General features: G+C 65.7%; 24 protein-coding genes. 3 read left to right on the top strand and 21 right to left on the bottom strand.

Features of this window, described 5'->3' with window-relative positions:
- Nucleotides 1-28: 28 nt before the first annotated feature.
- From ACVILH_RS14950 to ACVILH_RS14915, 8 genes are all read right to left on the bottom strand, one after another.
- A complete protein-coding gene (locus ACVILH_RS14950) occupies nucleotides 29-1579 on the bottom strand; it encodes an AMP-binding protein (protein ID WP_456713573.1) in 1551 nt (516 codons plus the stop codon).
- Between the two features lie 539 nt (nucleotides 1580-2118).
- A complete protein-coding gene (locus ACVILH_RS14945; RefSeq protein WP_456713572.1) occupies nucleotides 2119-4416 on the bottom strand; it encodes a molybdopterin cofactor-binding domain-containing protein in 2298 nt (765 codons plus the stop codon).
- Complete coding sequence (locus ACVILH_RS14940; RefSeq protein WP_456713571.1) at nucleotides 4413-4907, bottom strand: (2Fe-2S)-binding protein; 495 nt, start codon at nucleotides 4905-4907, stop codon at nucleotides 4413-4415. Before ACVILH_RS14940 ends, ACVILH_RS14945 begins: the two co-directional genes overlap by 4 nt.
- A gap of 182 nt (nucleotides 4908-5089) precedes the next feature.
- The gene (gene pqqA, locus ACVILH_RS14935; protein WP_009028016.1) at nucleotides 5090-5185 is read right to left on the bottom strand and encodes a pyrroloquinoline quinone precursor peptide PqqA; all 96 of its coding nucleotides are present in this window, start codon (nucleotides 5183-5185) and stop codon (nucleotides 5090-5092) included.
- A 133-nt stretch (nucleotides 5186-5318) separates the two neighbouring features.
- Nucleotides 5319-5951 (bottom strand): hypothetical protein, encoded by a 633-nt coding sequence (locus ACVILH_RS14930; RefSeq protein WP_456713570.1) that lies wholly within the window; start codon nucleotides 5949-5951, stop codon nucleotides 5319-5321.
- The gene (locus tag ACVILH_RS14925) at nucleotides 5948-6445 is read right to left on the bottom strand and encodes a c-type cytochrome (RefSeq protein WP_456716982.1); all 498 of its coding nucleotides are present in this window, start codon (nucleotides 6443-6445) and stop codon (nucleotides 5948-5950) included. Before ACVILH_RS14925 ends, ACVILH_RS14930 begins: the two co-directional genes overlap by 4 nt.
- A gap of 98 nt (nucleotides 6446-6543) precedes the next feature.
- Entirely contained in the window at nucleotides 6544-8322 is a 1779-nt protein-coding gene (locus ACVILH_RS14920; RefSeq protein WP_456713569.1) for a PQQ-dependent dehydrogenase, methanol/ethanol family, read from the bottom strand.
- Nucleotides 8323-8404: 82 nt separating this feature from the next.
- On the bottom strand, nucleotides 8405-8944 hold the full coding sequence (locus tag ACVILH_RS14915) for a copper chaperone PCu(A)C (RefSeq protein ID WP_456713568.1): 540 nt from the start codon (nucleotides 8942-8944) through the stop codon (nucleotides 8405-8407).
- Nucleotides 8945-9076: 132 nt separating this feature from the next.
- Here ACVILH_RS14915 and ACVILH_RS14910 point away from each other — a divergent pair, with 132 nt between their 5' ends.
- The 3 genes from ACVILH_RS14910 (at nucleotide 9077) to ACVILH_RS14900 (ending at nucleotide 11521) form a co-directional block, all read left to right on the top strand.
- The gene (locus ACVILH_RS14910) at nucleotides 9077-9790 is read left to right on the top strand and encodes a GntR family transcriptional regulator (RefSeq protein ID WP_456713567.1); all 714 of its coding nucleotides are present in this window, start codon (nucleotides 9077-9079) and stop codon (nucleotides 9788-9790) included.
- A gap of 43 nt (nucleotides 9791-9833) precedes the next feature.
- Nucleotides 9834-10520 (top strand): GntR family transcriptional regulator, encoded by a 687-nt coding sequence (locus tag ACVILH_RS14905; RefSeq protein ID WP_456713566.1) that lies wholly within the window; start codon nucleotides 9834-9836, stop codon nucleotides 10518-10520.
- A 140-nt stretch (nucleotides 10521-10660) separates the two neighbouring features.
- Entirely contained in the window at nucleotides 10661-11521 is an 861-nt protein-coding gene (locus tag ACVILH_RS14900; RefSeq protein ID WP_456713565.1) for a formate/nitrite transporter family protein, read from the top strand.
- Nucleotides 11522-11539: 18 nt separating this feature from the next.
- Here the strand turns inward: ACVILH_RS14900 and ACVILH_RS14895 are convergent, their stop codons facing one another.
- From ACVILH_RS14895 to ACVILH_RS14835, 13 genes are read right to left on the bottom strand one after another with little or no spacing between them, the layout of a single operon-like run.
- Nucleotides 11540-12904 (bottom strand): sensor histidine kinase, encoded by a 1365-nt coding sequence (locus ACVILH_RS14895; protein WP_456713564.1) that lies wholly within the window; start codon nucleotides 12902-12904, stop codon nucleotides 11540-11542.
- Nucleotides 12879-14336 (bottom strand): sigma-54-dependent transcriptional regulator, encoded by a 1458-nt coding sequence (locus tag ACVILH_RS14890; RefSeq protein WP_456713563.1) that lies wholly within the window; start codon nucleotides 14334-14336, stop codon nucleotides 12879-12881. The genes ACVILH_RS14895 and ACVILH_RS14890 overlap by 26 nt, the downstream gene beginning before the upstream one ends.
- A gap of 3 nt (nucleotides 14337-14339) precedes the next feature.
- The gene (hypE, locus tag ACVILH_RS14885) at nucleotides 14340-15380 is read right to left on the bottom strand and encodes a hydrogenase expression/formation protein HypE (protein ID WP_456713562.1); all 1041 of its coding nucleotides are present in this window, start codon (nucleotides 15378-15380) and stop codon (nucleotides 14340-14342) included.
- Nucleotides 15377-16504, bottom strand: a complete 1128-nt coding sequence (hypD, locus tag ACVILH_RS14880) for a hydrogenase formation protein HypD (protein WP_456713561.1) — start codon at nucleotides 16502-16504, stop codon at nucleotides 15377-15379. Before hypD ends, hypE begins: the two co-directional genes overlap by 4 nt.
- Complete coding sequence (locus ACVILH_RS14875; RefSeq protein ID WP_456713560.1) at nucleotides 16501-16737, bottom strand: HypC/HybG/HupF family hydrogenase formation chaperone; 237 nt, start codon at nucleotides 16735-16737, stop codon at nucleotides 16501-16503. The genes hypD and ACVILH_RS14875 overlap by 4 nt, the downstream gene beginning before the upstream one ends.
- Entirely contained in the window at nucleotides 16737-18995 is a 2259-nt protein-coding gene (gene hypF / locus ACVILH_RS14870) for a carbamoyltransferase HypF (RefSeq protein WP_456713559.1), read from the bottom strand. The genes ACVILH_RS14875 and hypF overlap by 1 nt, the downstream gene beginning before the upstream one ends.
- The gene (gene hypB, locus ACVILH_RS14865) at nucleotides 18992-19960 is read right to left on the bottom strand and encodes a hydrogenase nickel incorporation protein HypB (RefSeq protein ID WP_456713558.1); all 969 of its coding nucleotides are present in this window, start codon (nucleotides 19958-19960) and stop codon (nucleotides 18992-18994) included. The genes hypF and hypB overlap by 4 nt, the downstream gene beginning before the upstream one ends.
- Complete coding sequence (hypA, locus tag ACVILH_RS14860; protein ID WP_456713557.1) at nucleotides 19960-20301, bottom strand: hydrogenase maturation nickel metallochaperone HypA; 342 nt, start codon at nucleotides 20299-20301, stop codon at nucleotides 19960-19962. Before hypA ends, hypB begins: the two co-directional genes overlap by 1 nt.
- The gene (locus ACVILH_RS14855; protein ID WP_456713556.1) at nucleotides 20294-21391 is read right to left on the bottom strand and encodes a nickel-dependent hydrogenase large subunit; all 1098 of its coding nucleotides are present in this window, start codon (nucleotides 21389-21391) and stop codon (nucleotides 20294-20296) included. Before ACVILH_RS14855 ends, hypA begins: the two co-directional genes overlap by 8 nt.
- The gene (gene hybE, locus ACVILH_RS14850) at nucleotides 21388-21891 is read right to left on the bottom strand and encodes a [NiFe]-hydrogenase assembly chaperone HybE (RefSeq protein ID WP_456713555.1); all 504 of its coding nucleotides are present in this window, start codon (nucleotides 21889-21891) and stop codon (nucleotides 21388-21390) included. Before hybE ends, ACVILH_RS14855 begins: the two co-directional genes overlap by 4 nt.
- Nucleotides 21888-22100: a rubredoxin gene (locus ACVILH_RS14845; protein ID WP_257166931.1), complete on the bottom strand. Its 213-nt coding sequence runs from the start codon at nucleotides 22098-22100 to the stop codon at nucleotides 21888-21890. Before ACVILH_RS14845 ends, hybE begins: the two co-directional genes overlap by 4 nt.
- Nucleotides 22097-22960: a hydrogenase expression/formation C-terminal domain-containing protein gene (locus ACVILH_RS14840; protein WP_456713554.1), complete on the bottom strand. Its 864-nt coding sequence runs from the start codon at nucleotides 22958-22960 to the stop codon at nucleotides 22097-22099. The genes ACVILH_RS14845 and ACVILH_RS14840 overlap by 4 nt, the downstream gene beginning before the upstream one ends.
- Complete coding sequence (locus ACVILH_RS14835) at nucleotides 22957-23403, bottom strand: hydrogenase accessory protein (protein WP_456716981.1); 447 nt, start codon at nucleotides 23401-23403, stop codon at nucleotides 22957-22959. Before ACVILH_RS14835 ends, ACVILH_RS14840 begins: the two co-directional genes overlap by 4 nt.
- Nucleotides 23404-23420: the final 17 nt, after the last annotated feature.

Below are 23420 nucleotides of genomic sequence, written 5' to 3'. Positions count from 1 at the left end.
AGACGCGCAGCGCATTGCAGCGACCACCTCACGAAAATCTCTTCTTCAGCTCGCGATGCAGGATCTTGCCCGTGGCGTTGCGGGGCATCTCGCTGTCGGTGATGAAGGCATAGGAGCGCGGCCGCTTGAAGCCGGCGAGACGCTCCTTGGCCCAGTCGACCAGCTCGCACTCCCTGACCATCATGCCGTCGCGCGGCACGATCACGGCATGGACGCGCTCGCCCCATTTGTCGTCGGGCAGCCCGACCACAGCGATGTCCTTGACGCTGGGATGCGCGCCGACGAGTGCCTCGACCTCTGAGGGATAGATGTTCTCGCCGCCGGAGATGATCATGTTGCTCTTGCGGTCGGCGAGGTGGATGTAGCCGTCGGCGTCCCGGCGCGCGATGTCTCCGACGGAGCAATAGTCGCCGCGAAACGCCTCCTTCGTCTTCTCCGGCAGGCGCCAGTAGCAGTCGAACGTGTGTGCGTTGCTTGAATAGAGCTCGCCCGCCTCGCCGTCCGGCACCTCGTTGCCGGCCTCGTCGAGGATGCGGATCGGTGCTGCGCCGACGCATTCGCGGCCGACAGAGCCGAGCTTGGTGAACTGCTCGTGTGGATGCAGCATCGTCACCCAGCCGGTCTCGGTGGCGCCATAGAGCTCGTAGAGGCCGGACTTCGGAAACATCTCCATCACCTCACGCTTGGTCTCCGGGCGCGCCGGCGCGGAAGAGATCATCAGCTTGGTCACCGCGCTGAAATCGTGCTGCGCGCGGACCGAGCGCGGCAAATCGAGCATCATGATGTAATGCGTCGGGACCAGCGAGGTGAAGGTCGAGCCGCCATCGGCGAGCGTCGCCACCGCGTGCTCGGGATCGAAACTCTTGCGCGAATAGATCGAATTGACGCCGCCGATATAGCCGAACGCGCCGAAGAAATTCAGCGAATTGGCATGGCACATCGGCATCACCAGCAGCGCGCCGTCGTTGCGGCTCAGCTTCAGCTCGATCTCGGTGACCATCGACAACAGAACGGCGCTGCGATGGCTGCGCAGCACGCCCTTCGGCTTGCCTGTGGTGCCCGACGTGTACATCAGGGTCCAGGGATCGGACAGCGGGACCTGCTGGTCCGGCTCGCGCGATGACGCGGCGGCGATGATTTCCTCATAGCCGCGATAGCCGGCCGGGCGCGGCTTGGTGCCGAAGTGGATGAAACGATCGTCGGCGATGCCGAGATCCTTGCGCGTATCTTCAACCAGCCCGACAAGCTCGTCCTGCACGATGATGGCGGACGCTTCCGCGTTCTGGACGATGAACTGCACCTCCGGCGCGGTGAGGCGGAAGTTGATCGGCAGCGCGACGAGGCCGGCCTTGGCGGTCGCCGCATAGATCTCGCACCACTCGACGCAGTTGTAGGCGAGGATCGCGACGCGGTCGCCCTTGGCGAGACCGAGGCCGAGCAGCGCGTTGGCCAACCGGCAGGCGCGTTCGTTCCAGAGCCTGAAGCTCATCGCGCGCTCGAGATCGCGGGCGCCGGTGCGCTCCGGCGACATCCGGGCGTGGGCCGACAGCATCTGGCCGAAGTTCAGAAGGTCCCTCATCGCTTCCTCCACCCCTTATTGAATTCGTATTCTGAATTCGAATTCGAATCAAGCGACTTCTCCCGAGGAGGGTCATCCGCAGTACAGCGGGGAAAGCGACGGTGCTTTGGTACGGTCACCTATGCCGCGACACCAAAGGTGTCATCCCGGGCAAGTCCGGCAACGCGCAGCGGTGACGGACGCCGACCCCGGATCCATACTCCGCGGCGGCCGTGGCGAGGTGAGATTGGTCGACCATCATGCCTCGCATATCTGCCTGTGGTTATGGGTCCCGGATCGGCGCGCGCTCTGCGCGCTTGTCCGGGACGACAGTGGAGATCTGAATTGGCAGATTGCCAATCTATGTTTTTGCCTGCTTGACGATGCGCCACGGCGATTCAGCAGAGATCGACGAGCTACGGTCCCCAGACCGGTAAAGGCCAAGATCAAAAAGAACCAGCTAACTAATAGACGTGCCGCGTGTGCGCGAGGATTCAAGAAACGAAATAACTCGTTAAAGATGGGTGGAGCGGCGGACCGCCCCACCCTGCTTGTCAACGCTACGCCTTCATCGCCGCCTTCACCGCCTCTGCCGTGATCGGCAGCGAGCGCAGCCGCGCGCCGCAGGCGTTGTAGATGGCGTTGCCGAGCGCCGGCGCGATCACGGTCACCGCGGGCTCGCCGACGCCGGTCGCCTTCTCGCCATTGGCGATCACTGATATCGCGACCTCCGGCACCTGGCTCATGCGCAAGGGCGTGTAGCTGTCGAAGTTGGTCTGCTCGATGCCGCCATCCTTCAACGTCGCCTTCTCGTACATCGCCAGCGACAATCCCCACAGCGCCGCGCCCTCGACCTGGGCGCGGATGTTGTCGGGATGCACCTGGGTGCCGACGTCGGTCGCCACGGTGAGCTTCTTCACCGTGACCGCGCCGCTATCGGCCACCGCGACATGGGCGACGCACGCCGTCCAGCTCGCGGTCGCCCGCTCCTGCGACGACACGCAGGCCACGCCCATGCCTTCGCCCTTCGGCAGCTTCTTCGCGCCATAGCCGGACAGGCCCATCGCCGCGAGCAGCGTGTTGCGCAGCCGCTGCGCGCCGCCGTCGTTCTTGCCCTTGCCGTCGAGCAGTGCGATGCGGAATTGCGCCGGGTCCTGCCCGGACGCGGCGGCGATCTCGTCGATCATGCTCTCGACCGCCCAGAACGTCCAACCCGGCGCCACCGAGCGGAGCTGCCCGGACGGCGTCGCATTATGCGCGAGCTCGTTCTTGATCGCGCGCACATGGTGGTTGGGCACGGTGTAGAAGAAGTCGGCACCGTTGACCGTGAACGAGTCGAGCGGGCCCTTTTTGTCGACCGAGGGGGTCAGGAAGTCCGGGATGCCCCAGCGCGCCGTCGGCCAGGCCGAGACGACGTCATGGCTCAAGGCAATGAGCTTGCCATCGCCGTCGAGGCCCGCCTTGACCTTCTGGTAGGTGAGCGGCCGCGAGTAGTCCATCGTCATGTCGTTCTCGCGGGAATAGATCACCTTCACCGGCTTGCCGACAGCCTTGGCCGCCTGCACCGCCGGCACCATCATGTCGGCATCGAGCCTGCGGCCGAAGCCGCCGCCGAGCCAGGCCTGGTGCATCACGACATATTTGGGATCGATCCCGGCCGCTCCGGCCGCGATCGCGCCGGAGCGGGTCGCGAACTGATTGCCGGAATAGATGTGCAGGATATCGCCCTTGAACTCGGCGGTGGCGTTCATCGGCTCCAGCGGCGCATGGATGTTGATGCTGGTGGTGTACTCGGCCTCCAGCACCTTGGCAGCGCCCGACAGGGCTGCCGTGGCATCGCCGTCCTTGACGAAGAACTGCCCGGAGTCATCCTGCGCCTGCAGCTTCTTGGCTTCAGCGAGGATGGTCTCGGTGCTGACATTGGCATACGGGCCTTTGTCGTAAGTGATCTTCAGCGCATCCGCCGCCTTCCTGGCATTGGCATAGGTGTTGGCGACTGCAACCACCCAGCCAGAGGTCGAGCCGGTCTTGTCGTCCAGCGTCACCGCCTTGATGAAGCCCGGAACCTTCTTGGCCTCGCTGTCATCGACTGATTTGACGGTCGCGCCGAAGCGCACCGGCGGCGTCACCACCTTGCCGTAGACCATGCCCGGCAGCATCGTATCGATGCCGTACTTGGCCGTGCCGTTGGTCTTCGAGGGGATGTCGAGCTGCGGCACGGAAACGCCGATCATCGTGTATTGATCGGGCGTCTTCAAGGTGATCGCCTTCAGCTCGTCCGGCGTGAAGCTCTTGGTGATCTTGCCGCTCTTGACGATCTCGGCATAGCTCATCTGCTTCTTCGACTTCGGATGCATCACGACGCCGTCGCGCGCGACGAGCTCCTTGGCCGGTACGCCCATGGAGCTCGCAGCAGCTTCGGTGAGCGCGATGCGGCCGGCGGCGCCGGCTCGGCTCATCGCGTCGAAGTTCATCATCGTGCTCCAGCTGCCGCCGGTGATCTGGGCGCCGAGCACGGGATCGTTGAACTTCGGATCGTTGGAGGCGAGCTGGACGCGCATGTCCTTCCACGCCGCACCAAGCTCCTCGCAGATGATCTGCGCCATGGTGGACGCAATATGCTGGCCCATGTCGGCCTTGCCGCAGGTCACGGTGACGAGACCGTCCGGCGCGATCGCGTACCACACGGTCGGCTCGAAGGCCGAGGGCGTGGTGGCCGCGACGGCGCTATCGGCAAGGCCGGCATAGCCGAGCACGAGGCCGGTTGCGGCGGTGCCGACCAGGAAGGAACGGCGGCTGAGATCGGTCGTGTGGCCGGCGATACGCTCGCCCGCGGCGTTCTTCACATGCGTAGTCATGTGGGGCTCCGCTCGTTCGAGGTGGTGTTGGACGCGGTGCGCATCTCCGCGGCCGCGCGCGAGATCGCCTTCTGGATTCGCGAATAGGTCATGCAGCGGCAGAGATTGCCGTCCATATGCGCCGTGATCTCCTCCTTGCTCGGGCTCGTGGTCTTGGCGAGCAGGGAGGCGGCCTGCATGATCTGTCCCGACTGGCAGTAGCCGCATTGCGGCACCTGCTCGGCGATCCACGCCTTCTGCAGCGGATGATCGCCCTTCTCCGACAGGCCCTCGATGGTCGTGATCTTCTTGTTCGCGACGTCGCCAACCATGGTCTGGCACGAGCGCACCGCCTCGCCCTCGACGTGGACGGTGCAGGCGCCGCACAGTCCGGCGCCACAGCCGAACTTCGTTCCGGTCATCTGCAATTCCTCGCGGATGACCCACAACAGCGGCGTGTCGTTCGCCGCGTCGACAGAGACATCTCTGCCGTTGATACTGAGTTTCGCCATTGCCAAAAACCTCCTTACGGGACAGGTTTGCTTTGGAGCGAACGCCCATCGGCGTTCCGGCACGTCTCGGCAACGCGCTGCCCCATCATCCGCGCGGTGTCCGAGGGGAATTGCAGCTCAACCAGTGGCAGCGACAACAATTGCTGCGATCGCTGCCACAGCAGACTTTGGACGGTCTCCGCTCAGCTCTTGCGCTCGGCCTTGCGGCTCGCGCAGGCATACATGTTGATTTCCATGCCGACGGGGACTTCGACGATCTTGGGGGCAGTCCAGCTCATGCTCGTTCTCCCGGAGAGGATGATCATCGCCGCAACCGACGGCCACCTGCATCTCCGGCAACTCTCCGCACCCGGCGATCGCAGGCATAACACGCGAACCTCGCCGCACTGAGCGAGGCACGGATTGGCTCAGTTAGTTGGTCTGCCTGGTGATGCGGACCAGCGTCTGGTCGACGAAGCTCTTGATGTCCTGATCCGGCTTGCGGAACAGCTCGCGCTCCACCGTCAGCATCCGTCCGGGCACCGTCTTCTTGCAGATCTCGCGCAGGAACACGCCGCCGACCGGCTGCTCGCCCGCGGTGGGCTGCAGCTCCTTGCAGTCCCAGCCGTCGGCGCCATAGCGCGACTTCACCTGATTGCCGAGCAGGAAGGCTTTCTTGCGGATATAGAGCCGCGCCTTCGGATCGGTCTCGATGTTGAGTCCGGAGACGGTGGCCTTGTCATCGATGACCGCCGTGAGCAGCACCGGATGGCCGGCCACCTTGGTGCCGTCCTGGCTGGTCTCCGGATCGAACTCGAAGCGCACCGCGCGCCGCCCTTGCTCATCGGCCGGACAATCGCGCCAGCCCGACCACGCATCGAGCTTGCGGTCGGGTGCCCCGGCGCAACTGAGGTTGACATAGCCCTCGTTCGGCAGATCCGCGATCGGCATGCCGACGGTGATGTCTCGCAGATCGTAGCTCGGCACCGCCTGCGCGGAGGCCGCGTGCATGACGAAGGTCAGCAGGAACGTCGCGAAGATCGCAGTGCAGTCTGAGCGTTTCATTTCGATGGCTCGCTTGCAGGCTGGGTCGCATTGGCCTTGTAGATGTCGCAGACGCGCGAGGTGTTGCCGAAGAAGGCGGTGCACTCGTCATAGGTCGGCTCGCCCCGCCCCTTGATATGCGCGAGGACGTAGTCCGCGACGGCCTCGATATCGTTGGGACGCAGAAACGTGCCGCCCTCCGGGGGCATGCGCTCGCCGACATCCTGGCGGCTCATCTCGTAGCACTTCGTGGTGTCGTAGGAGCCGCGGGCGAAATAGGGCATGCCCGTTCCAGGGCGTCCGCAGGTGACGGTCTCGATGATCTGCTCCCGGGTGAGCTGCGTCTTGCGCAGCGATAGCGCGTCGCCGCCATAGCCGCCGCCGCCATTGCCATGCCATTTGTGACAGCCGACGCAATTGGCGCGCTTGAACACCGCCTTGCCGGCCTCGGTCGGATCGGTGGGGGCAGCAGACTGAGCCGAAGCGAGCGAGCCGGAGATGAGAACGAAAGCCAACGCCGCGGCGGACGTGATCGCATTGAAGTTCATCTGACCTACTTGTCGAACGGGAAAAAGGAAGGAGCGGAGGCTCAAGCCTCCGCTCCTTGATCGACTTACAGCGCGAAGACGTAGAGCATCGAGCCGGGCTGGATCTTCTTCAGCTCGGGCGTGGATTCGATGAACCACTTGTCCCAGGCGCCGCCGAGACCGACAAGGATCGCGACATACTGCTTGCCGTCGACCGAGAAGGTCACGGGAGGCGCGTTGACGCCGCCGCCGGTGTTGAACTCCCACAGCTTCTGCAGGGTCTTGGCGTCGAGCGCCATCACCTCGCCCGAGGGCTGGCCGGTGAAGACCAGATCAGGCGTCGACAGCATGCCGCCGAGATTCGGGAACGGCGTCTCCATCTTGCCGGCGATCTTGCCGGTGGTGACGTCGATCGCGGTCACGCTGCCGGTGATCTTGAACGGCTGGCTCGGTCCGCCGCCGGTCCAGAACTCACGCGCCTTCAGCTTGTCCTTGGTCGCCTCCTCGACGGTGATCCGGTTGCAGCTCTCGATCACCGGGATGTACCAGAGCTTGAGATCCGGATTGTACGAGGTCGGCGGCCAGTTCTTGCCGCCCATATTGCCGGGGCAGATGTCCGCGACCTTGTTTTCACGATGCGGCGTGACCGACGCATTGTAGCGCTGCACCGGGTTCTTCGGATCGTACTCGATCGGCTTGCCGGTCTCCGGATCGAGCCCCTTGGTCCAGGTCACCTTCTTGACGAACGGCAGGCCCCATAGGAACTTGCCGTTGGTGCGGTCGATCGCATAGGCGAAGCCGTTGCGGTCCGCCTCGAGAGCGAGCTTCTGGACCTGTCCGTTCGGCGTGGGCACGTCGACCAGGACGTTCTCGGCGACGCTGTCATAGTCGTAAGGGTCGTTCGGCGTGTGCTGATAGTGCCACTTGATCTTGCCGGTGTTGGCGTCCAGCGCCAGCGAGCTGTCGGTGTAGAGGTTGTCGCCCGGACGATAGGCGTTGTCCCAGTCCGGACCGGGGTTGCCGACACCCCAGATGATGGTGTCGGTCGCCGGGTCGTAGGTGCCGGTCACCCAGGTCGAGCCGCCGCCGGCCGCAGCCGCGTCGTTGCTGTCCTTCCAGGTCTCGCTGCCGGGCTCGCCCTTCGCGGGAATCGTGTGCGTGCGCCAGACTTCCTTCTGCGTGCCGAGATCGGTCGCCGCGATCCAGCCGCGGATGCCGTATTCGGCACCGGCGACTCCGGAGATCGCCATGTTCTTCACGATCAGCGGCGCGCCGGTGATCACCTCGCCCTTGTCGGGATCGGCGACCTGGCGTTGCCAGGCGACCTGCCCGGTCTCCTTGTTGGTTGCGATCAGGCGGCCGTCGAGCGTGTGCGAGACGACGAGATTGCCCCACAGCGCGACGCCGCGATTGTCGACGCCGCAGCAGGCGATCGCGCCGGCCCAGTCGTGATCGGTCTTCGGATCCATCTTCCAAACGAGCTGGCCTTTGCCGCCGCGCGCATCGATCTTGTAGACCGATCCCCAACCGTCGGTGACGTAGATCATGCCGTTCTCGACGATCGGCGTGCCTTCGAGACCGCCATGGCTCCAGATGCCGCCGCCCTCGACGCCACCCAGATGCATCGTCCAGGCGACCTTCAGGTTCTTGACGTTGTCCTTGTTGATCTCCTTCAACGACGAGAACCGCGTGCCCGAGTAGTTCTTATGATGGTGCAGCCAGTTGCCGGCCTCCTTGTCCGCATTGAGCAGCCGCTCGGGCGTGATCTCGTCGGCCGCCTGTACCGGCGCCGCGAGATTGAAGCAGGCAAAGGCCGCGCTGGCGAGCAGCACCGCCCGCAGGGTCGTCCCGACGTTGATCCTCATCGTTTCCTCTCCCATCTTGATTATGCGTTCGAACGAAAACCGCTCCGCCGGTCAGCGAAGGGCCGCAGGCGACAAACAGGCTTCAGGGGGACTTGCGAACCTCGACCTCCGTTTCGATGGATCCCGCTTTCTGGAAAACGATGGTGCAGCTGAAGCGCTTGCCGGGCTCGAGCGGCTCGCGCGTCTGCAGCAGCATCACGTGATAGGCCGTCGGCAGCAGCACCAAGGTGCTGCCCGCGGCGATCGGAATGTTGGGGATGGAGCGCATGGCCGGCGCGCCCTCGCCGCGATCGACCGTGTGACGCTCGGAGAAATTCGCGATCGGACAGCGCACGCGCATCAACGCTTCGGGCGAGGTCGTATCGTTCTTGATGGTCAGAGACAGGGGAATGTCGCGGCCGACTTCGGGGGCAGCAGGCACCCAGGCATCGGACAAGGTCAGACCTTCGCCCGCGAGCACTGACTGAGACATCAGCGACTGAGACATCAGCGCGACGAGCGCAGCGGCGAATGCTGCAACTCCACGACGCACGACAAGCGCCCGCAGGCCGGCGCGCGCGCTGCCCTCCAAGGACGCCGAGCAGCCGTCATCACGCTTCGAACGAGCCGGTAGATCCGACACGGACGCCCTCCCCGAAATGTTGAAGCCGTTTTAGCTTGGCTCCTTGCTTCTGAATTCGTACTCTGAATTCGAATTCCTCGCAAATGGATATTCGCGCCCGGCGTGCTATTGTTCTCTAAAATGTGATGACCCATGCGAATCGTGCCTTCTGCTCCATCTCTGGTCGACCAGGTCGTCGAAGCGATCACTGACGAGATCGTCAGCGGTGTGCTGACACCGGGATCGCGATTGATCCAGGACGACCTCGCCCAGGCCTACGGCGTCTCGCGTCAACCGGTGCAGCAGGCGCTGATCCTGCTGCGCGGTTGCGGCCTGGTGCAGAGCGCGCCCGGCCGCGGGCTGATCGTCGCGCCGCTCGACCCGAACTTCGTCCGCGATCTCTATGAGATGCGCGCCGTGCTCGAAGGCCTGGCCGCACGACTCGCGGCGCATCGCGCTGGCGATCGCGCCGCGCGCGAAGGCCCGGCCTACATCGCTACCGGACATGAGGCGGTGAAAAGCGGGCTCGTCGGCCGCAAGATCGAGACCGACATCGCCTTCCATCGCTTTCTCAGCGAGATCTCGGGAAACGCGCTGATCGATGAGACGATGGCGCCGCACTGGCCCTATCTGAAGCGCGTGATGTCCGACGTGCTGCAAAAGGAGCAGAGCATGTCGCAGACGGTCTGGGACGAGCACGAGGGCATTCTCGCCGCCATCATCGAAGGCCGCAGCGAAGACGCCGAACGGCTCAGCCGCGATCACATCTCGCGCGCCGCGGGCGTCTTCATTCATCACATCGAAGCCCAGCAGGGCGACAGGCCGAAGCAGCGGCGCACGCTCTCGGCGCGAAAGCTCTCGCTATGAGCGACGTGACGCTCCCGCTGGCCCCACAGCTTCAGGAGGCCGCATGCCGCCGCTGAAGACCGAGCCGAGCCTGACCGAACGCGTCTACCAACGCATCCTCTCCGACATCGTCGGGGGTGAGCTGCCGGAATCCGCGCGCCTCATTCAGGACGATCTGGCACGCGACCTCGGCGTGTCGCGCCAGCCGGTGCAGCAGGCATTGCTGTTGCTGCGCAATCAGGGCTTCGTCCGCGACGCGCCGGGGCGTGGGCTCGAGGTGGCGCCGATCGACATCGACTTCATCCGCGACCTCTACGAGATCCGCGCCGTGGCTGAAGGCCTGGCCTGCGGACTTGCGGCGAGCCGCGGCGCCGAGCGCGCCGCCGAAGAAGGACCAGAGCTGATCGAGCAAGGCCGCCGCGCCGAGCGCGAGCATTCGGTCGAGAAGCTGATCGAGGCTGACGTCAAGTTTCACGAATTCCTCTACGAGATCTCAGGCAACGCCATCATCCAGGACACCACCCAGCCGCATTGGCTGCATCTGCGCCGGCTGATGGGCGAGGTCCTGATGCGCGACGAGACGCCGCGGCGGATCTGGGATCAGCATGAGGACATCCTCAACGCTGTCATCGCGGGCGACGCGCAAAAGGCGGAGGATCTGGCGCGTCAGCACATCACGCGGACCGCCACCGTGCTGCTGGCGCGGCTCTCCAAGCAGCGCGATCGCGTGCCGGTCGCAACGCCGTCTTGACGACATCGGCGTGCTGCCGCGCAACGATGTCGCGGGCCGCGTGTGGAACCTTGGTCGCGCATCGGACGTTCTGGCCGCACGGAGATCAGCTCTCCGCATAGCGTCGGCACGCGCCCACGCCAGCCGACGGATCATCCGACGTGAGCAGCAAGGCAACCGCGCCGACCTTCAGCCCCGCCGACGACGTCGAGGGCGTCTCCGATGAGCAGCGGCAGCAGATCAAGGCGCAGAGCCGGCCGAACGCCGCGCTGATCCACGAGACGATCCGCGCCGAGGGCGAAAGCGAGCTGGAGCGGCGCTGGTGGGCGATCCTGCTGTCGGGCCTCGCCGCGGGTCTGTCGATCAGCCTCTCGCTGATCGTGCAGGGCGAGTTTCACGCCTTCGTCTCCGACGAAGCGGCCCGGCGGCTGTTCGCACCGCTCGGCTATACCGCGGGCTTTCTCGTCGTGGTGCTCGGCCGGCAGCAACTGTTCACCGAGAACACGCTGACGCCAATCCTGCCGCTGCTGCATCACCGCGATCTCAAGACGCTCGGACAGGTCGCGCGGCTGTGGGGCCTGGTGCTAACAGCCAACGTCGCGGGCACATGGGCAGCAGCCGCCGCGCTGGCTTACACCGACGTGTTCGAGCCGCGAATCGTCGATGCCTTCACCGAGATCAGCCGGCACACGGTCGAGGGTCCGTTCTCGACGACGTTCGCGCGTGCCGTTTTCGCGGGCTGGCTGATCGCGCTGATGGCCTGGCTGCTGCCGGCCGTGCGCGCCGCCCGTGCCCATATCGTCGTGGTGATGACCTATCTGGTGGCGCTGGGGCAGTTCGCGCATGTCGTCGCCGGCTCGGTCGAATGCGCGTTCCTGGTGTTCAAGGGCGATGTCTCGCTTGCCGACTATGCGGGGGCATTCTTCTTACCCACCCTGCTCGGCAACATCGTGGGCGGCACGACGCTGGTCGCCATTCTCAACTATGGGCAGGTCGCGGCGGAGCTCGATCAGGACGACTGACCCAGCGCGAGCCGGCCGTCACGCCGCGGGCAGAGCGAACGAGAACGTCGCGCCGCCATCGGGCTCGTTGCGGGCGGACAGCTCGCCCCCATGCTCGCGAACGATGCCGTAGCTGATCCACAAGCCCAGGCCCGTCCCTTCGCCGACGCGCTTGGTCGTGAAGAACGGCTCGAAGATGTGGCTGAGATGATCCTTGTCGATCCCGGGACCGTTGTCGGTGATCCGGAACGCGATCTCGCCGCCCTGCCGCGACGCGGCGACCACGAGACGCGGCAGCTCGGTCGCGCGCATCGCGTCGATGGCGTTCTCGACCAGATTGACGATCACCTGATGCAGCTGGCCCTCGTTTCCGGAGATCCACAGATCCGGCTCGACCTCGATCTGGATGTCGACGCGATGCTGCTTGGTGCGGCCGGCCCACAGCACAGCCGTGTTGATCAGCCGCTCGATATTGACCCGCTCGACCTCGCCGAGCTTGGAGAACGACAGGCGCCGCAGGTTCTTGACGATCTCGCTGATCCGCACCGCACCTTCCAGCGTGCCCTCGATCAGCGGCCCGAAATCCTCGACGATGGCGTCGATCCGCAACTCCGAGCGGAGCGCTGCGACCTCCTCGGAGACCGGCTGCTCATGCACCGCATCGAGATACCCCACCAGCGCGGTCCGGTAGCGCATCAAGGTGTGAACATTGCCATAGACGAAGCTGATCGGATTGTTCAGCTCATGCGCGACGCCGGCCACGAGGCGGCCGAGGCTCGCCATCTTCTCCTGCTCGACCAGTTGCCGCTGCGCGCGCTGCAATTCCTGATGCGCCTTGTGCAGAGCTTCATAGGCGCGGCGCAGCTCGCCGATGGGACGCCCCGTCAGCACCACGCCGATGAAGCGGCCGCGATGGTCGTGCCGCGGCGAGCTGTTGATCGCGAACAGGTCGGAACTCAATCCATCAGCAGCAAAGCGCAGCTCGCCGTCGACCACCTCAGTGCCGCCGCGCGGCTTCAGGAGCGCCGCGAGCTTGCTGCGATGGTCGACATCGATCATCTCGGCCATGTTGCGGCCGGCGATCTCCTCCAGCGTACGGCCCGAGGTCCGCTGGAACGCGGAGTTGGCCTGCTGCACCGTCCCCTTGGCGTCGCACACGACCAGAATGTCAGAGACCGACTCGATGACGTTGGTGACGAACGCCTGCGCCTCCTCGAGCTCGGCGTTTTTGTGCTCGAGGTCGACCTCGTAGCGCAAGAGGTCCGAATAAACCTCGTCCATCTTGCGGATGACTTCGATCCACACGCCCTCGCGCTCGCTGTCGAACTCCAGCGAGCTGCTGCTCGCGATCAGCTTCAGCAGCGTGTCCGTGCCGGACTCAGGAGAGTGCGTGGCCTTTGCCATTTTTCTTCAGGTCGTATCTCGACAGTTTGTTCCGTAGGCCGACGCGTGACAGACCGAGCTCGCTCGCGACCCGGCTGATGTTACCATCATATTTTTCCAGGCAATGGACGATGATGTTCTTTTCGAGATCTTCCACCCTGTCCTTCAGGCTGCCGGAGCCGTTGAGCTTGCCGTTGGCGACCGCCGGCGCAGCACGCTTTCCATTGCGCCGCCCAGCAAAGGGCGGGCAGCGTAGCTCGTCGGCATCGGCCAGCACGGCCATGCGCTGGATCTCGTTCTGCAGCTCGCGGACATTGCCCGGCCAGTGATACCTGGAGAACTCGTCGAGTGCCGCCGCCGCGAACCGCAGATGTGGCCGGTTGAACGAGGTCTTCACCGCCGCAAGCACACCCTCGGCGATCAGCGGGATGTCCATCGGACGCTCCCGCAGCGAGGGCATGTGCACCGGGAAAGCTGCAAGACGATAATAGAGATCGCGGCGGAAGCGTCCGGCTTCGACCTCGGCCTCCAGATCCCGGTTCGTCGCCGCGACGACGCGCACGTCGACCTTGCGCACGCGCTGCGCACCGAGCGGCCGGATCTCGCTCTCCTGCAGCACGCGCAACAGCTTGACCTGGAACGCCGGCGAGGTCTCGCCGATCTCGTCGAGAAAGATGGTGCCGCCGTCGGCGACCTCGAACAGGCCGATGCGGTCCTGATAGGCGCCGGTGAAGGCGCCCTTCTTGCAGCCGAACAGCTCGCTTTCCAAGAGCTCGTCCGGCAGCGCGCCGCAGTTCTCGACCACGAACGCCTTGTTGGCGCGGGCCGAGCCGTAATGGATCGCGCGCGCGAGCAGCTCCTTGCCGGTGCCGGATTCGCCGGTGATCAGCACGGAAATATCGTAGTCCGCGGCGCGGCGGCCGAGCTCGATGACGTTGCGCATCGGGCTCGCGGCGGAATGCACGATGCGGTCGAAATCGTACAGCTGCTTGGCGGCGCCGCGCTTGACCGAGACCACCTTCTTGATATGCGCCGGCGTCGCCTTGACGTCGACACCCGCGGTCTCGGTCTCCTTCTGCAGCCTGTAGAGCTGGACAGCCTCGCGGACGATCTCGATCAGGCGGTCCGGCTGCCAGGGTTTTGTGATGTACTGATAAATGCCGGCCTCGTTCAGCCCGGCGATGATGTCCTCGGAGTCCGAATAGCCCGAGATGATCATCCTCACGGGATCCGGCCACAGCTCGCGCACGCGCTTCAGGAAGCTGACGCCGGATTCCTGCGGCATGCGCTGGTCGCAGATCACGGCATGCACGTTCTCGCCTTCGAGCAGCTTCTCGGCGTCCGCAGTGTTGCCGGCGCACAGCACCTCGAAGTCCTGATTGAGGACGCGGCGCAGCGCCTCCTGCGACCGGATCTCGTCGTCGACGACCAATATGGTTCCCTGGATTCCCATGTCTCAGCAGATCCGCGGCAGCTGCTCGCCCGACAGCCAGTCGACGATGCGGCCGCCGCCGAAACTCGTCGCCATCTGAACGAAGCGATGATCGTCGGCGACCGCCTCGCCAATGTCAGCCGCATCCCGTCCCAGTGGATGCGCCTTCATCGCTGCGAGCACAGCGTCGGCGACATGAGGAGCAACCACCGCGATGAGCTTGCCTTCATTGGCGACATGCAGCGGATCAAGCCCGAGCAGCTCGCAGGCGGCGGCGACCGCGGGCTTCACCGGAATGGCTTCTTCCTGCAGGCGGAAGCCGAGATTGGACTGCTGGGCGATCTCGTTCATCGTCGCGGCCAACCCGCCGCGCGTGGGATCGCGCATCAGCCGGATGCCCTGGCCGCCGGCCGCGACCATGTCTGCGACGAGACCATGCAGCGACGCGGAGTCGGACACGATCTCGGTGTCGAACGTTAAATTCTGCCGCTTGGACATGATGGCAACGCCGTGGTCACCCAGGCTGCCGGACAGCAGCACGCGGTCCCCGGGCAGTGCCTTGTCAGCCGAGAGGTCCAGGCCATCAGGTAGCACGCCGACGCCGGCGGTCGAGATGAACACGCCATCAGCCTTGCCGCGCTCGACGACTTTGGTGTCGCCCGTGATGATCGCGATGCCCGCCTCGCGCGCCGCCTGCCCCATAGCATCGGCAATGCGCTTGAGATCATCGAAGCGGAAGCCCTCCTCGATGATGAAGCTCGCGGAGAGATACAGCGGCTTCGCGCCGGCCATGGCGATGTCGTTGACGGTGCCGTGCACGGCGAGCGAGCCGATATTGCCGCCGGGAAAGAACAGTGGTGAGACGACATAGCCGTCGGTCGTCATCACCATGCGACCGGCAGCGACGTCGAACGCCGACTGGTCGTTGCCCCGCGCCAGCCATTCATTGCCGAAGGCTTCGTGGAACAGGCCTGAAATCAGCTGCGCCATCGCGCGGCCGCCGGCGCCGTGCGAGAGGTCGACGCAGCCGTTCTTCAGATCGAGCCGGCGCTGATGCATGCTCATGAGGCGAGCCTCCGCTGATGGTCGCGGAAGCGGCCATAGGTCCAATGCGCCGCGCAGGCGCCTTCCGACGACACCATGCAGGAGCCGATCGGCGTCTCCGGCGTGCAAGCGGTGCCGAAAAGCTTGCAGTCGACCGGCTTCTTCAACCCGCGCAGAATCGCCGGACATTCGCAGGCCGGATTGTCGGCGACGACGAGTTCGGCCATCGCGAAGCGCAGCTCGGCATCGAGATGCGCGAAGGCTGGCTGCAGCCTGAGCGCACTCGCCGGAATGCTGCCGAGGCCGCGCCATTCGAACTGGTCGCGCAGCTCGAAGATCTCGGCCACTTCCCTGATCGCGCGCAGATTGCCGCTGCCGGTGACGGCGCGGCGATACTGGTTCTCGACCTCGTGGCGGCCGTCATTGACCTGCTCGATCAGCATCAGGATCGCCTGCATCATATCGAGCGGCTCGAAGCCGGCGATCACGACCGGCTTGCCATCGTCACGGGCGAACGGCGCATAGGGCTCGGTGCCGATCACGGTGGAGACGTGGGCGGGACCGACGAAGCCGTCGATCTCGATCGGCGTGTCGCTGTCGAGGATCGCGCGCATTGCCGGGGGCGTCAGCACGTGATTGCAGAACACGCTGAAATTGGTGAGCTGCTTCTTCTCGGCGGCCCGGATCATCACTGCGGTCGGCGGCGTCGTGGTCTCGAAGCCGATGGCGAAGAACACGACCTCGCGGCCGGGGTTTTGCTCCGCCAGCGCGATCGCATCGAGCGTCGAATAGACCATCCGGATGTCGGCACCGCGCGCCTTCGCCTTGAGCAGCGACGAGCCGCGCGAGCCCGGCACGCGCATCAGGTCGCCATAGACGCACAAGATGATTTCAGGCCGCTCGGCCAGCGCGATCGCCATGTCGATGCGCCCGGCCGGCAGCACGCAGACGGGACAGCCGGGGCCGTGGATCATGCGGACATTGTCCGGCAGCATGTCCTCCAGGCCGTAGCGCGCGATCGCATGGGTATGGCCGCCGCAGAACTCCATGAAGCGATAGGCGCGCGCGGGATCCGCCTTGGCGCGGATGGCGCGCGCAAGGCCCAGCGCCAGCTCCTTGTCGCGAAACTCGTCGGCGTATTTCATGATACGACCTCCGCCGTCGCTGCGCCCATCTGCCGGAGCAGGTCGAGCGTCTCGCGTGCCTCCTCGGGATCGATCTTGGCCAGCGCGTGGCCGACATGGAGGATGACGTAGTCGCCGACCGCGATCTCCTCGATCAGCGCGACCGAGACCTCCTTGCTGACGCCGTCGATCGACACGATCGCCATGTCGTCGGGCAACAGCTTGATCACCTCGGCGGGAATGGCCAGGCACATCAGACGATCCCTCCAGTTCTGTTGTCGTTGTCGGTCAGTTGCAGCCCGGCCACCCAGGCCTGCCCCAGACTGAGTCCGCCATCGTTGGGCGGCAGGCGGCGCGGCAGCAGCGCGTCAATGCCGGCCGCCCGACAGCCGCTGACGATCAGCTCCGCCAAATGCGCATTGAGGAAGCAGCCGCCGCTCAGCACGACGGTGTTCACGCCGGTTGCGCGCGATGCTGACGTGATCCAGTCGACGCAGGCTGCGGCTAAGGTGCCGTGAAACAGGCCGGCAGCTTCGACGGGCTCCAAGTCGCCGGCGATCAAGTGGGCGAGCAGGGGACGCAGCGACAGCACGCCATCGGCGATCGTCCAGCCCTGCCCGAGGACCGCAGTGGTGCGAACCAGCGCCTCGAGCTTCATAGCGGCTTCGCCTTCATAGCTCTGGCGCGTGCTGACGCCGAGCAATCCCGCCACGGCATCGAACAGCCGGCCGACGCTGGTGGTCGCAGCAGCGTCGGCGCGGTCGAGCAGCATCGGCAGATGGCGCGCCTGTGGCTGGTCCGCAAAGCGCGACGTGATCTCGGCGTCGCGCCCGAGATCGTGCAGCACGGCAGCCGCCATGCGCCACGGCTCGCGCGCGGCGCGATCGCCGCCTGGCATCTTCAACGGCGCAAGATGGCCAAGGCGTTGAAAGCTGGCGCCGTTGCACAGCAGCAGTTCGCCGCCCCAGGCGCCGCCATTGATGCCGTAGCCGTAGCCATCAAGCACCACCGCCAGCGCAGGCATCCGCAAGCCATGCTCAGCGACGACCGACGCGGCGTGCGCATGGTGATGCTGCACGGCGAAGCTCGGCAGGCCCAACATCTGCGCGAACCGCGTCGAGGCCATGTCCGGATGCAGATCATGCGCGATCGCCACCGGCGTGACGTCGAGGATGGAGGTGAGATGCGCGATCGTCTCTTCGAAGAATCGGATCGCCGCGGCGGAGTCGAGATCACCAAGATGCTGTGAGACGAAGGCCTCGTCGCCGCGGATCACGGTCACCGTCGACTTGAGGTGAGCACCGACCGCAAGCAGCGGCGGCAAAGCGCGCGGCAGCCGGATCGGCTCCGGGACATAGCCGCGAGCGCGACGGATGAAACGCGGTGCACCTGCCATCATAGTGACGACGGAATCATCGGCACGGATGACAATGTCGCGGTCATGGGTGACGATCAGATCCGCGATATCAGCGAGAGCGGCCAGCGCCTCGTCATTGTCGGTCAGCAGCGGCTCACCGCTCGGATTGGCGCTGGTGCAGACCAGCGCCCATGTGGTGGTCCCGCCATGCCCGCGCAGCGCGTCGAAGATCAGATGATGCAGCGGCGCGACCGGCAGCATTACGCCGAGTTTGGCAAGGCCGGGCGCCACCGATGGCGCGAGGCACGGGCGCGAGCGCAGCAGAACGATCGGACGCGCCACCTGCTCCAGCAAGCCGCGCTCGGCGGCATCGACATCGGCAACCTCAGCGGCTGCCTCGACTGACGCCAGCATCACCGCGAACGGCTTGCCGTCGCGCTGCTTGCGCGTGCGCAGCCGCTGGACCACGCGCTCGTCGCGCGCATCACACAGCAACTGATAGCCGCCCAGTCCCTTGATGGCGACGATCTTGCCCTCCGCAAGCGCGGCGGCGATTTCAACCACGTCTTGGCTGAGCCGGGGTCCGCAGTCCGGACACGAGATCGCCTCGGCATGGAAACGGCGGCCGCGCGGATCCTCGTAGTCCGCGCGGCACGCTTTGCACATCGGAAAGCGCTTCATCGCGGTCGTCGCCCGGTCGTAGGGCAGTCGCTCGGCGATGGTGAAGCGCGGTCCACAATGGGTGCAGTTGACGAAAGGATAGCGATGAAAGCGGCTATCGGGATCGAACAGCTCGGCGAGACATTGCGGACAGGTCGCAGCATCCGGCACGATGCGTGTCGTCACACGGCCGCCGACGCTCTCGCCGATGCGGAAATCCGCGCTGGCTTCAGCCGCGATCGGCTCGACGGCGATATCGTCGATGCGTGCCAAAGGCGGCGCCTGCCGCGGCAGCGCCTCGACGAACGATACGACGTTCTCGCCCTCGATCTCGATCACGACGCCATCGGCATCGTTGGCGACGAAGCCGCCGAGGCGATGGCGCGTGGCGAGGCCATGGACATAGGGACGGAAGCCGACGCCCTGCACGGCGCCGCGGACGCGGAGCCTGAGGCGCGTGCGATCCGCCGCCAATGTCGGGCCCGCGGTGCTCATCCCTGCACCACGCTCGCTCGCATGCGATCCGCCTGCTTCCTGATCCAGGCATAGAAGGCGGAAAAGCCTTCACCTGTCCTGGCGGAGATCGTCAGCACCTCGATTTTCGGATTGACGCGGCGGGCATATTCGACGGTCTGCGCCAGATCGAAGTCAAGCACCGGCGCCAGATCGATCTTGTTGATCAGCATCAGCGCTGACGCCGCGAACATGTCCGGATATTTGAGCGGCTTGTCCTCGCCCTCGGTGGTCGAGAACACCACGATCTTGCAGGCCTCGCCGAGGTCGAACGCCGCCGGACAGACGAGGTTGCCGACATTCTCGATGAACAGCAGCCCGCCGCGCAGCGACGGCAGCCGGCCATAGGCCTCGCCGACCATCGCCGCATCGAGGTGGCAGCCCTTGCCGGTGTTGATCTGGATCGCCGGCACGCCGGTGGCGCGGATGCGCTCGGCGTCGTTGGAGGTCTGCTGATCGCCCTCGATCACCGCGACGGGCCGGCTCTGCTTCAGCTCGGCGACGGCACGCACCAGCAGCGACGTCTTGCCTGCGCCGGGGCTGGAGACGAAGTTGAACGCCAGCACGTCGTGCGCCGCGAAGCGCGCGCGGTTCTCGGCGGCGAGGCGGTTGTTCTTGCCGAGAATGTCGCGCTCGATCTGGATGATGCGTCCGCTCGACAGGCCGGCGATCTCCTGCCCCGCCGGATTGGCCGCGCAGTCGATGTGATCGGCAGCGCCATGGGCGTGAGGATGGTCATGCGCATCATCACCGTGGTGATGATGGTGGTGGCCATGACCGTGGTCGTGATCATGGTGGTGATGGCCGTGATGGTGATGATGCCCGGCATGATCATGGTCGTGATCGTGCGCGTGGTCATGATGATGATCGTGATCGCCGCGATCGTGATGATGATCACCCGCTTCGATCGCGGATTTGCCGTCACCGCAGCCGCACACCGTGCACATCACTCGACCTCCAGCTCCTTGACCCGCATGTCCTCGCCACCCGTCACCTGCAGCTGATGGCTGCCGCATGCGGGACAGGCGTCGTAGCGCCGGCTGATCTCGACGCTGCCAGAGCAGCCGAGGCACCAGGCCGTGCCCTTCTGTTCGATGATCTCCAGCGCCGCGCCGCGCGCGATGGTATGCGCCGTGACCGCCTCGAAGCAGAATCGCAGCGCCTCGGGCGCGACATGGCTCAGCGCGCCGATCTCCAGCCACACCGTCTTCACCTTGGAGAACGCGCCGTTGCGCGCCTCAGCCTCGACGATCTCGACGATGCCCTCGCACAGCGCCATCTCATGCATCGGCCATCTCCCGCACCGAGAGGCGATAGCCGACGCAGGGATCGAATGCCCCGATCATGGCGTTGATGGCATCGCGATCCCCGCTATCTCGCAGCATTGCACCGGCCAAGCTGTTCACCACTGGCCCGCGTGCATGGAAGTTCCACTCCGTCGGCGCCAGGAACTCGAAGCGCCGGATCGCACCATCAGCATCCAGCTCGACGACGTGATGCAGCCGGCCGCGCGCGCATTCGACCGCAGCCGCGCCGCGGCGCGGACCGAGCGCATAGCTCGCGAGCACGTCGGCGTCCGCCGACGCATCCTCCGCCTCACCGGCCTCGATCCAGCGCAGCAACGTCGCGATCTCCGCTACCTTGGCGGCGAGCCGGTCAGCCGGTCCAGCTTGGGGAGATACGACACGCGCGGTACGCCGAGCCCACACGCCGGTTTCCGGCACGCGCCCATCGATATCAGGCGCCTCCGCGAAGGCGGCTCCGTCGTCCATCAGCCGGGTGACGACCGCATGATCGTCGGCGGCCGACAGCACGCCATGCGCTGATGGCATGTGCCTCCATCCTTCCCCATCGGCGACCCTCTCGGCCGCCATCAAGATCATCGCGAGCGGAGTTCCCGGCAGGACGAACTCCGTCGTCCAGTCTATGCCGAGAGCCTCCAGGCCCATCTTGATCTGTGACAAGGTTTCGCTGCGCGATGGCGGATCGCGATCCGGCGGGCGTTGCAGCGCCGTGACGGCCTGCAACAGCGGTTGCGCCATTTGCAGCGCACCACGCGTCACTGCCGGCGCAAGCAGCAGGCCGCGCACCAACTCGGAAAGGCGCTCGGCGATCAGCGCCTTGATACGGCGGTGGCGCGTCAGCGCGCCGGCCTGCTCGCCGCGCGCGGCCTCGACGGCCGACAGCAAAGCGACCTGGTGCGCGGTCGCGCATAACGAGAACAGCCTCGGCAGCGCCGCAAGCAGTGCGTCGACCGGCTTGCCCACGGCCAGCCGGCCCAGCGGCGGCCGGGTCCGCGAGAGGATGTCGACAGCGACGATGACGCGATCGGCGACCGACAGCTCGACATCGAGATGGTTGCGGAAGGCCGGCGTCATGCGCGGCTCTCCGACAGTGTTCCACGCAGGAAGGCGCGGCGATCGATGCGCGAGGCTGTCTCGGCGCGAGTCGGCCCGGTTTCTTCAGGCGCGGTCAACAGTGCCGTTAGCGCGGCATCAGCCGCGATGCGCGCCGCTGCCATATCCTCGAACTCGGAGATTGGCGAGAACAGCGAGCAGCTAGCGATGCGTCCGATCCCGGCGACATCGCCGATCGTGAACTCGAACGTCCCCGCGGGCAGCGCGATCTCGATCGTCGATCCGATCTCGCCCTGCTCAGCGGGACTGACAATGTTCATGAACCACGGCGTCAGGATGATGCCGATCGTCCGCCCGTGGACGCTCGTGAAGCCGATGGCCTCGACCTCCAGCGCATTATGATAGATCGGCAGCTCGCGCATCGCGCGGTCGCCGATCTCGCGATAGACGGCGGCAAGACGCTCGCCCCACGCGGCCGGCGTGAGCTCATGTCTCCCCTCCCCGGCCGCGATCGCGCTCATGACTCCACCACCATGAACTTGGCCTTCGGCGCATCGCAGTTCGGGCAATGCCAATCCTCGGGAAGAGCCGAGAACGGCGTGCCCGGAGCGATCTGCGCGACGCCATCGCCCTCCGCCGGATCATAGCGCGTCCAGCAGATGCCGCACTCCAGCGTCACCTCGTCGGCGAGATCGCTGCGTACGCCGAAATTCTCGAAGCCGGCGCTCATGTGAAGTATGCCTCGATGATCTGCTTCAGGCGCTCGGCGGAGTCCTCGAAATCCTCGGGCGCGGCGAGCGCAACGACGGGCACGCCGCCAACCTCCAGTGTGTCGAGAATGATCGTATCCATCGCGTTGAAGAACTGCACCGACCAGACGTGGCGCACGCCAGTCGCGAGCACGCGGCAGGTACCGTAGCCGCGCGACATCAGCTGGATCGGCCCGTTGCCGAGCGTCTCCTGCAGGAAGCTCATGTCCACGGGGCTCATCGGCAGCAGCGTGAAGTTGATGGTCTGCGAGCGCTGCCCCGGCCGCCAGGCGAGCGCGCGCTCGCGGATCTCGGCGAGCACCGGCAGCGCGTTCATCGTGCCCTCGGGCGCCGGCCCGATGACGACGTCACCGGCCGTCAGATCGATCGCGGCGCGCGCGATGATCTCGGGCACGGCGCCGATCTCGATGTAGTCGTGGCTCTCGTCACGCTCCAAGCGCACGCGCCAGATGCCCGCGAGCACCGACTCCTGGATCTGCGCCAGCGAGCCGTCGGGCAGCGCCACTACGCCGGCGACCTCACCCTCGCCGAGCACGTCGTCGATCAGCCGACGTTCGAGATCGTTGAGGCCGGCCAGCCGAAACAACTGAGTTGGCGCGTCCGCAGTCTGCGATCCGATCGCCGACGCGATCGTCGACAGCAGCTCGACCGCGCGCGGACAGCTCCGCGCCAGCTCCTCGGAGTCGAGGGTCGCGAGCTTGGCAAGGGCGCCGGATGCGGTCAGCCCCTTGTACTGAAGCTCGAGCGCCTCTTCGCCGATCGGAAACACGCTGACCGGCTGCTCGGCTCCCTCGGGGGCAATCCAGAATCCGGGCTTCATCGGTGATCTCCTGACGGCTGATGCGCGGGAACGATGCTGGCAACAACGGCCGCCGCTGCGCCGGTCGGGCGATCGATCAGTCGCGAGATGCGGTCGACATAGACCGACCAGTCCTGGATCTTGGCGATCACGCCGAGCGTCTCGGTACCGCGGCAGAAGATCAGCGATGGCTGCACCCGTACGCCGAAGCGCGTGCCGAGCTCCGCTTCCGCATCGCGCGCGATCACCGCGCCCTGCAGCCGGCCTTGAAACGCCGTGATCAGCTCGGGCAAGACGATGGCGACATCCAGCGCCTCCGGAAAGCGCGCCGGATCGCCGGCCGACAGCAGCACGGAAATACCGCCGGCACGGTTCACGTCCTCCAGGAACGCATCGACAGAGCCGGCATCGACTTCCGGCAACCCGCCTCGCATGCGCGTGGCGTCACGCTGCAGCCCCTCCATGGATGTTCCTTCCTGAC

It is taken from the genome of Bradyrhizobium sp. USDA 4353 (genome assembly GCF_054063215.1).
Note: the sequence above shows the minus strand (reverse complement) of the source record. Positions and strands in the feature narration are given on the sequence as shown.

What these genes read in the sequence shown, in the direction of transcription:
- ACVILH_RS14950 (WP_456713573.1), bottom strand. Translation starts at nt 1,579, where the DNA reads ATGAGGGACCTTCTGAACTTCGGCCAGATGCTGTCGGCCCACGCCCGG.
- ACVILH_RS14945 (WP_456713572.1), bottom strand. Translation starts at nt 4,416, where the DNA reads ATGACTACGCATGTGAAGAACGCCGCGGGCGAGCGTATCGCCGGCCAC.
- ACVILH_RS14940 (WP_456713571.1), bottom strand. Translation starts at nt 4,907, where the DNA reads ATGGCGAAACTCAGTATCAACGGCAGAGATGTCTCTGTCGACGCGGCG.
- pqqA (WP_009028016.1), bottom strand. Translation starts at nt 5,185, where the DNA reads ATGAGCTGGACTGCCCCCAAGATCGTCGAAGTCCCCGTCGGCATGGAA.
- ACVILH_RS14930 (WP_456713570.1), bottom strand. Translation starts at nt 5,951, where the DNA reads ATGAAACGCTCAGACTGCACTGCGATCTTCGCGACGTTCCTGCTGACC.
- ACVILH_RS14920 (WP_456713569.1), bottom strand. Translation starts at nt 8,322, where the DNA reads ATGAGGATCAACGTCGGGACGACCCTGCGGGCGGTGCTGCTCGCCAGC.
- ACVILH_RS14910 (WP_456713567.1), top strand. Translation starts at nt 9,077, where the DNA reads ATGCGAATCGTGCCTTCTGCTCCATCTCTGGTCGACCAGGTCGTCGAA.
- ACVILH_RS14905 (WP_456713566.1), top strand. Translation starts at nt 9,834, where the DNA reads ATGCCGCCGCTGAAGACCGAGCCGAGCCTGACCGAACGCGTCTACCAA.
- ACVILH_RS14895 (WP_456713564.1), bottom strand. Translation starts at nt 12,904, where the DNA reads ATGGCAAAGGCCACGCACTCTCCTGAGTCCGGCACGGACACGCTGCTG.
- ACVILH_RS14890 (WP_456713563.1), bottom strand. Translation starts at nt 14,336, where the DNA reads ATGGGAATCCAGGGAACCATATTGGTCGTCGACGACGAGATCCGGTCG.
- hypE (WP_456713562.1), bottom strand. Translation starts at nt 15,380, where the DNA reads ATGAGCATGCATCAGCGCCGGCTCGATCTGAAGAACGGCTGCGTCGAC.
- hypD (WP_456713561.1), bottom strand. Translation starts at nt 16,504, where the DNA reads ATGAAATACGCCGACGAGTTTCGCGACAAGGAGCTGGCGCTGGGCCTT.
- ACVILH_RS14875 (WP_456713560.1), bottom strand. Translation starts at nt 16,737, where the DNA reads ATGTGCCTGGCCATTCCCGCCGAGGTGATCAAGCTGTTGCCCGACGAC.
- hypF (WP_456713559.1), bottom strand. Translation starts at nt 18,995, where the DNA reads ATGAGCACCGCGGGCCCGACATTGGCGGCGGATCGCACGCGCCTCAGG.
- hypB (WP_456713558.1), bottom strand. Translation starts at nt 19,960, where the DNA reads ATGTGCACGGTGTGCGGCTGCGGTGACGGCAAATCCGCGATCGAAGCG.
- hypA (WP_456713557.1), bottom strand. Translation starts at nt 20,301, where the DNA reads ATGCATGAGATGGCGCTGTGCGAGGGCATCGTCGAGATCGTCGAGGCT.
- ACVILH_RS14855 (WP_456713556.1), bottom strand. Translation starts at nt 21,391, where the DNA reads ATGACGCCGGCCTTCCGCAACCATCTCGATGTCGAGCTGTCGGTCGCC.
- hybE (WP_456713555.1), bottom strand. Translation starts at nt 21,891, where the DNA reads ATGAGCGCGATCGCGGCCGGGGAGGGGAGACATGAGCTCACGCCGGCC.
- ACVILH_RS14845 (WP_257166931.1), bottom strand. Translation starts at nt 22,100, where the DNA reads ATGAGCGCCGGCTTCGAGAATTTCGGCGTACGCAGCGATCTCGCCGAC.
- ACVILH_RS14840 (WP_456713554.1), bottom strand. Translation starts at nt 22,960, where the DNA reads ATGAAGCCCGGATTCTGGATTGCCCCCGAGGGAGCCGAGCAGCCGGTC.
- ACVILH_RS14835 (WP_456716981.1), bottom strand. Translation starts at nt 23,403, where the DNA reads ATGGAGGGGCTGCAGCGTGACGCCACGCGCATGCGAGGCGGGTTGCCG.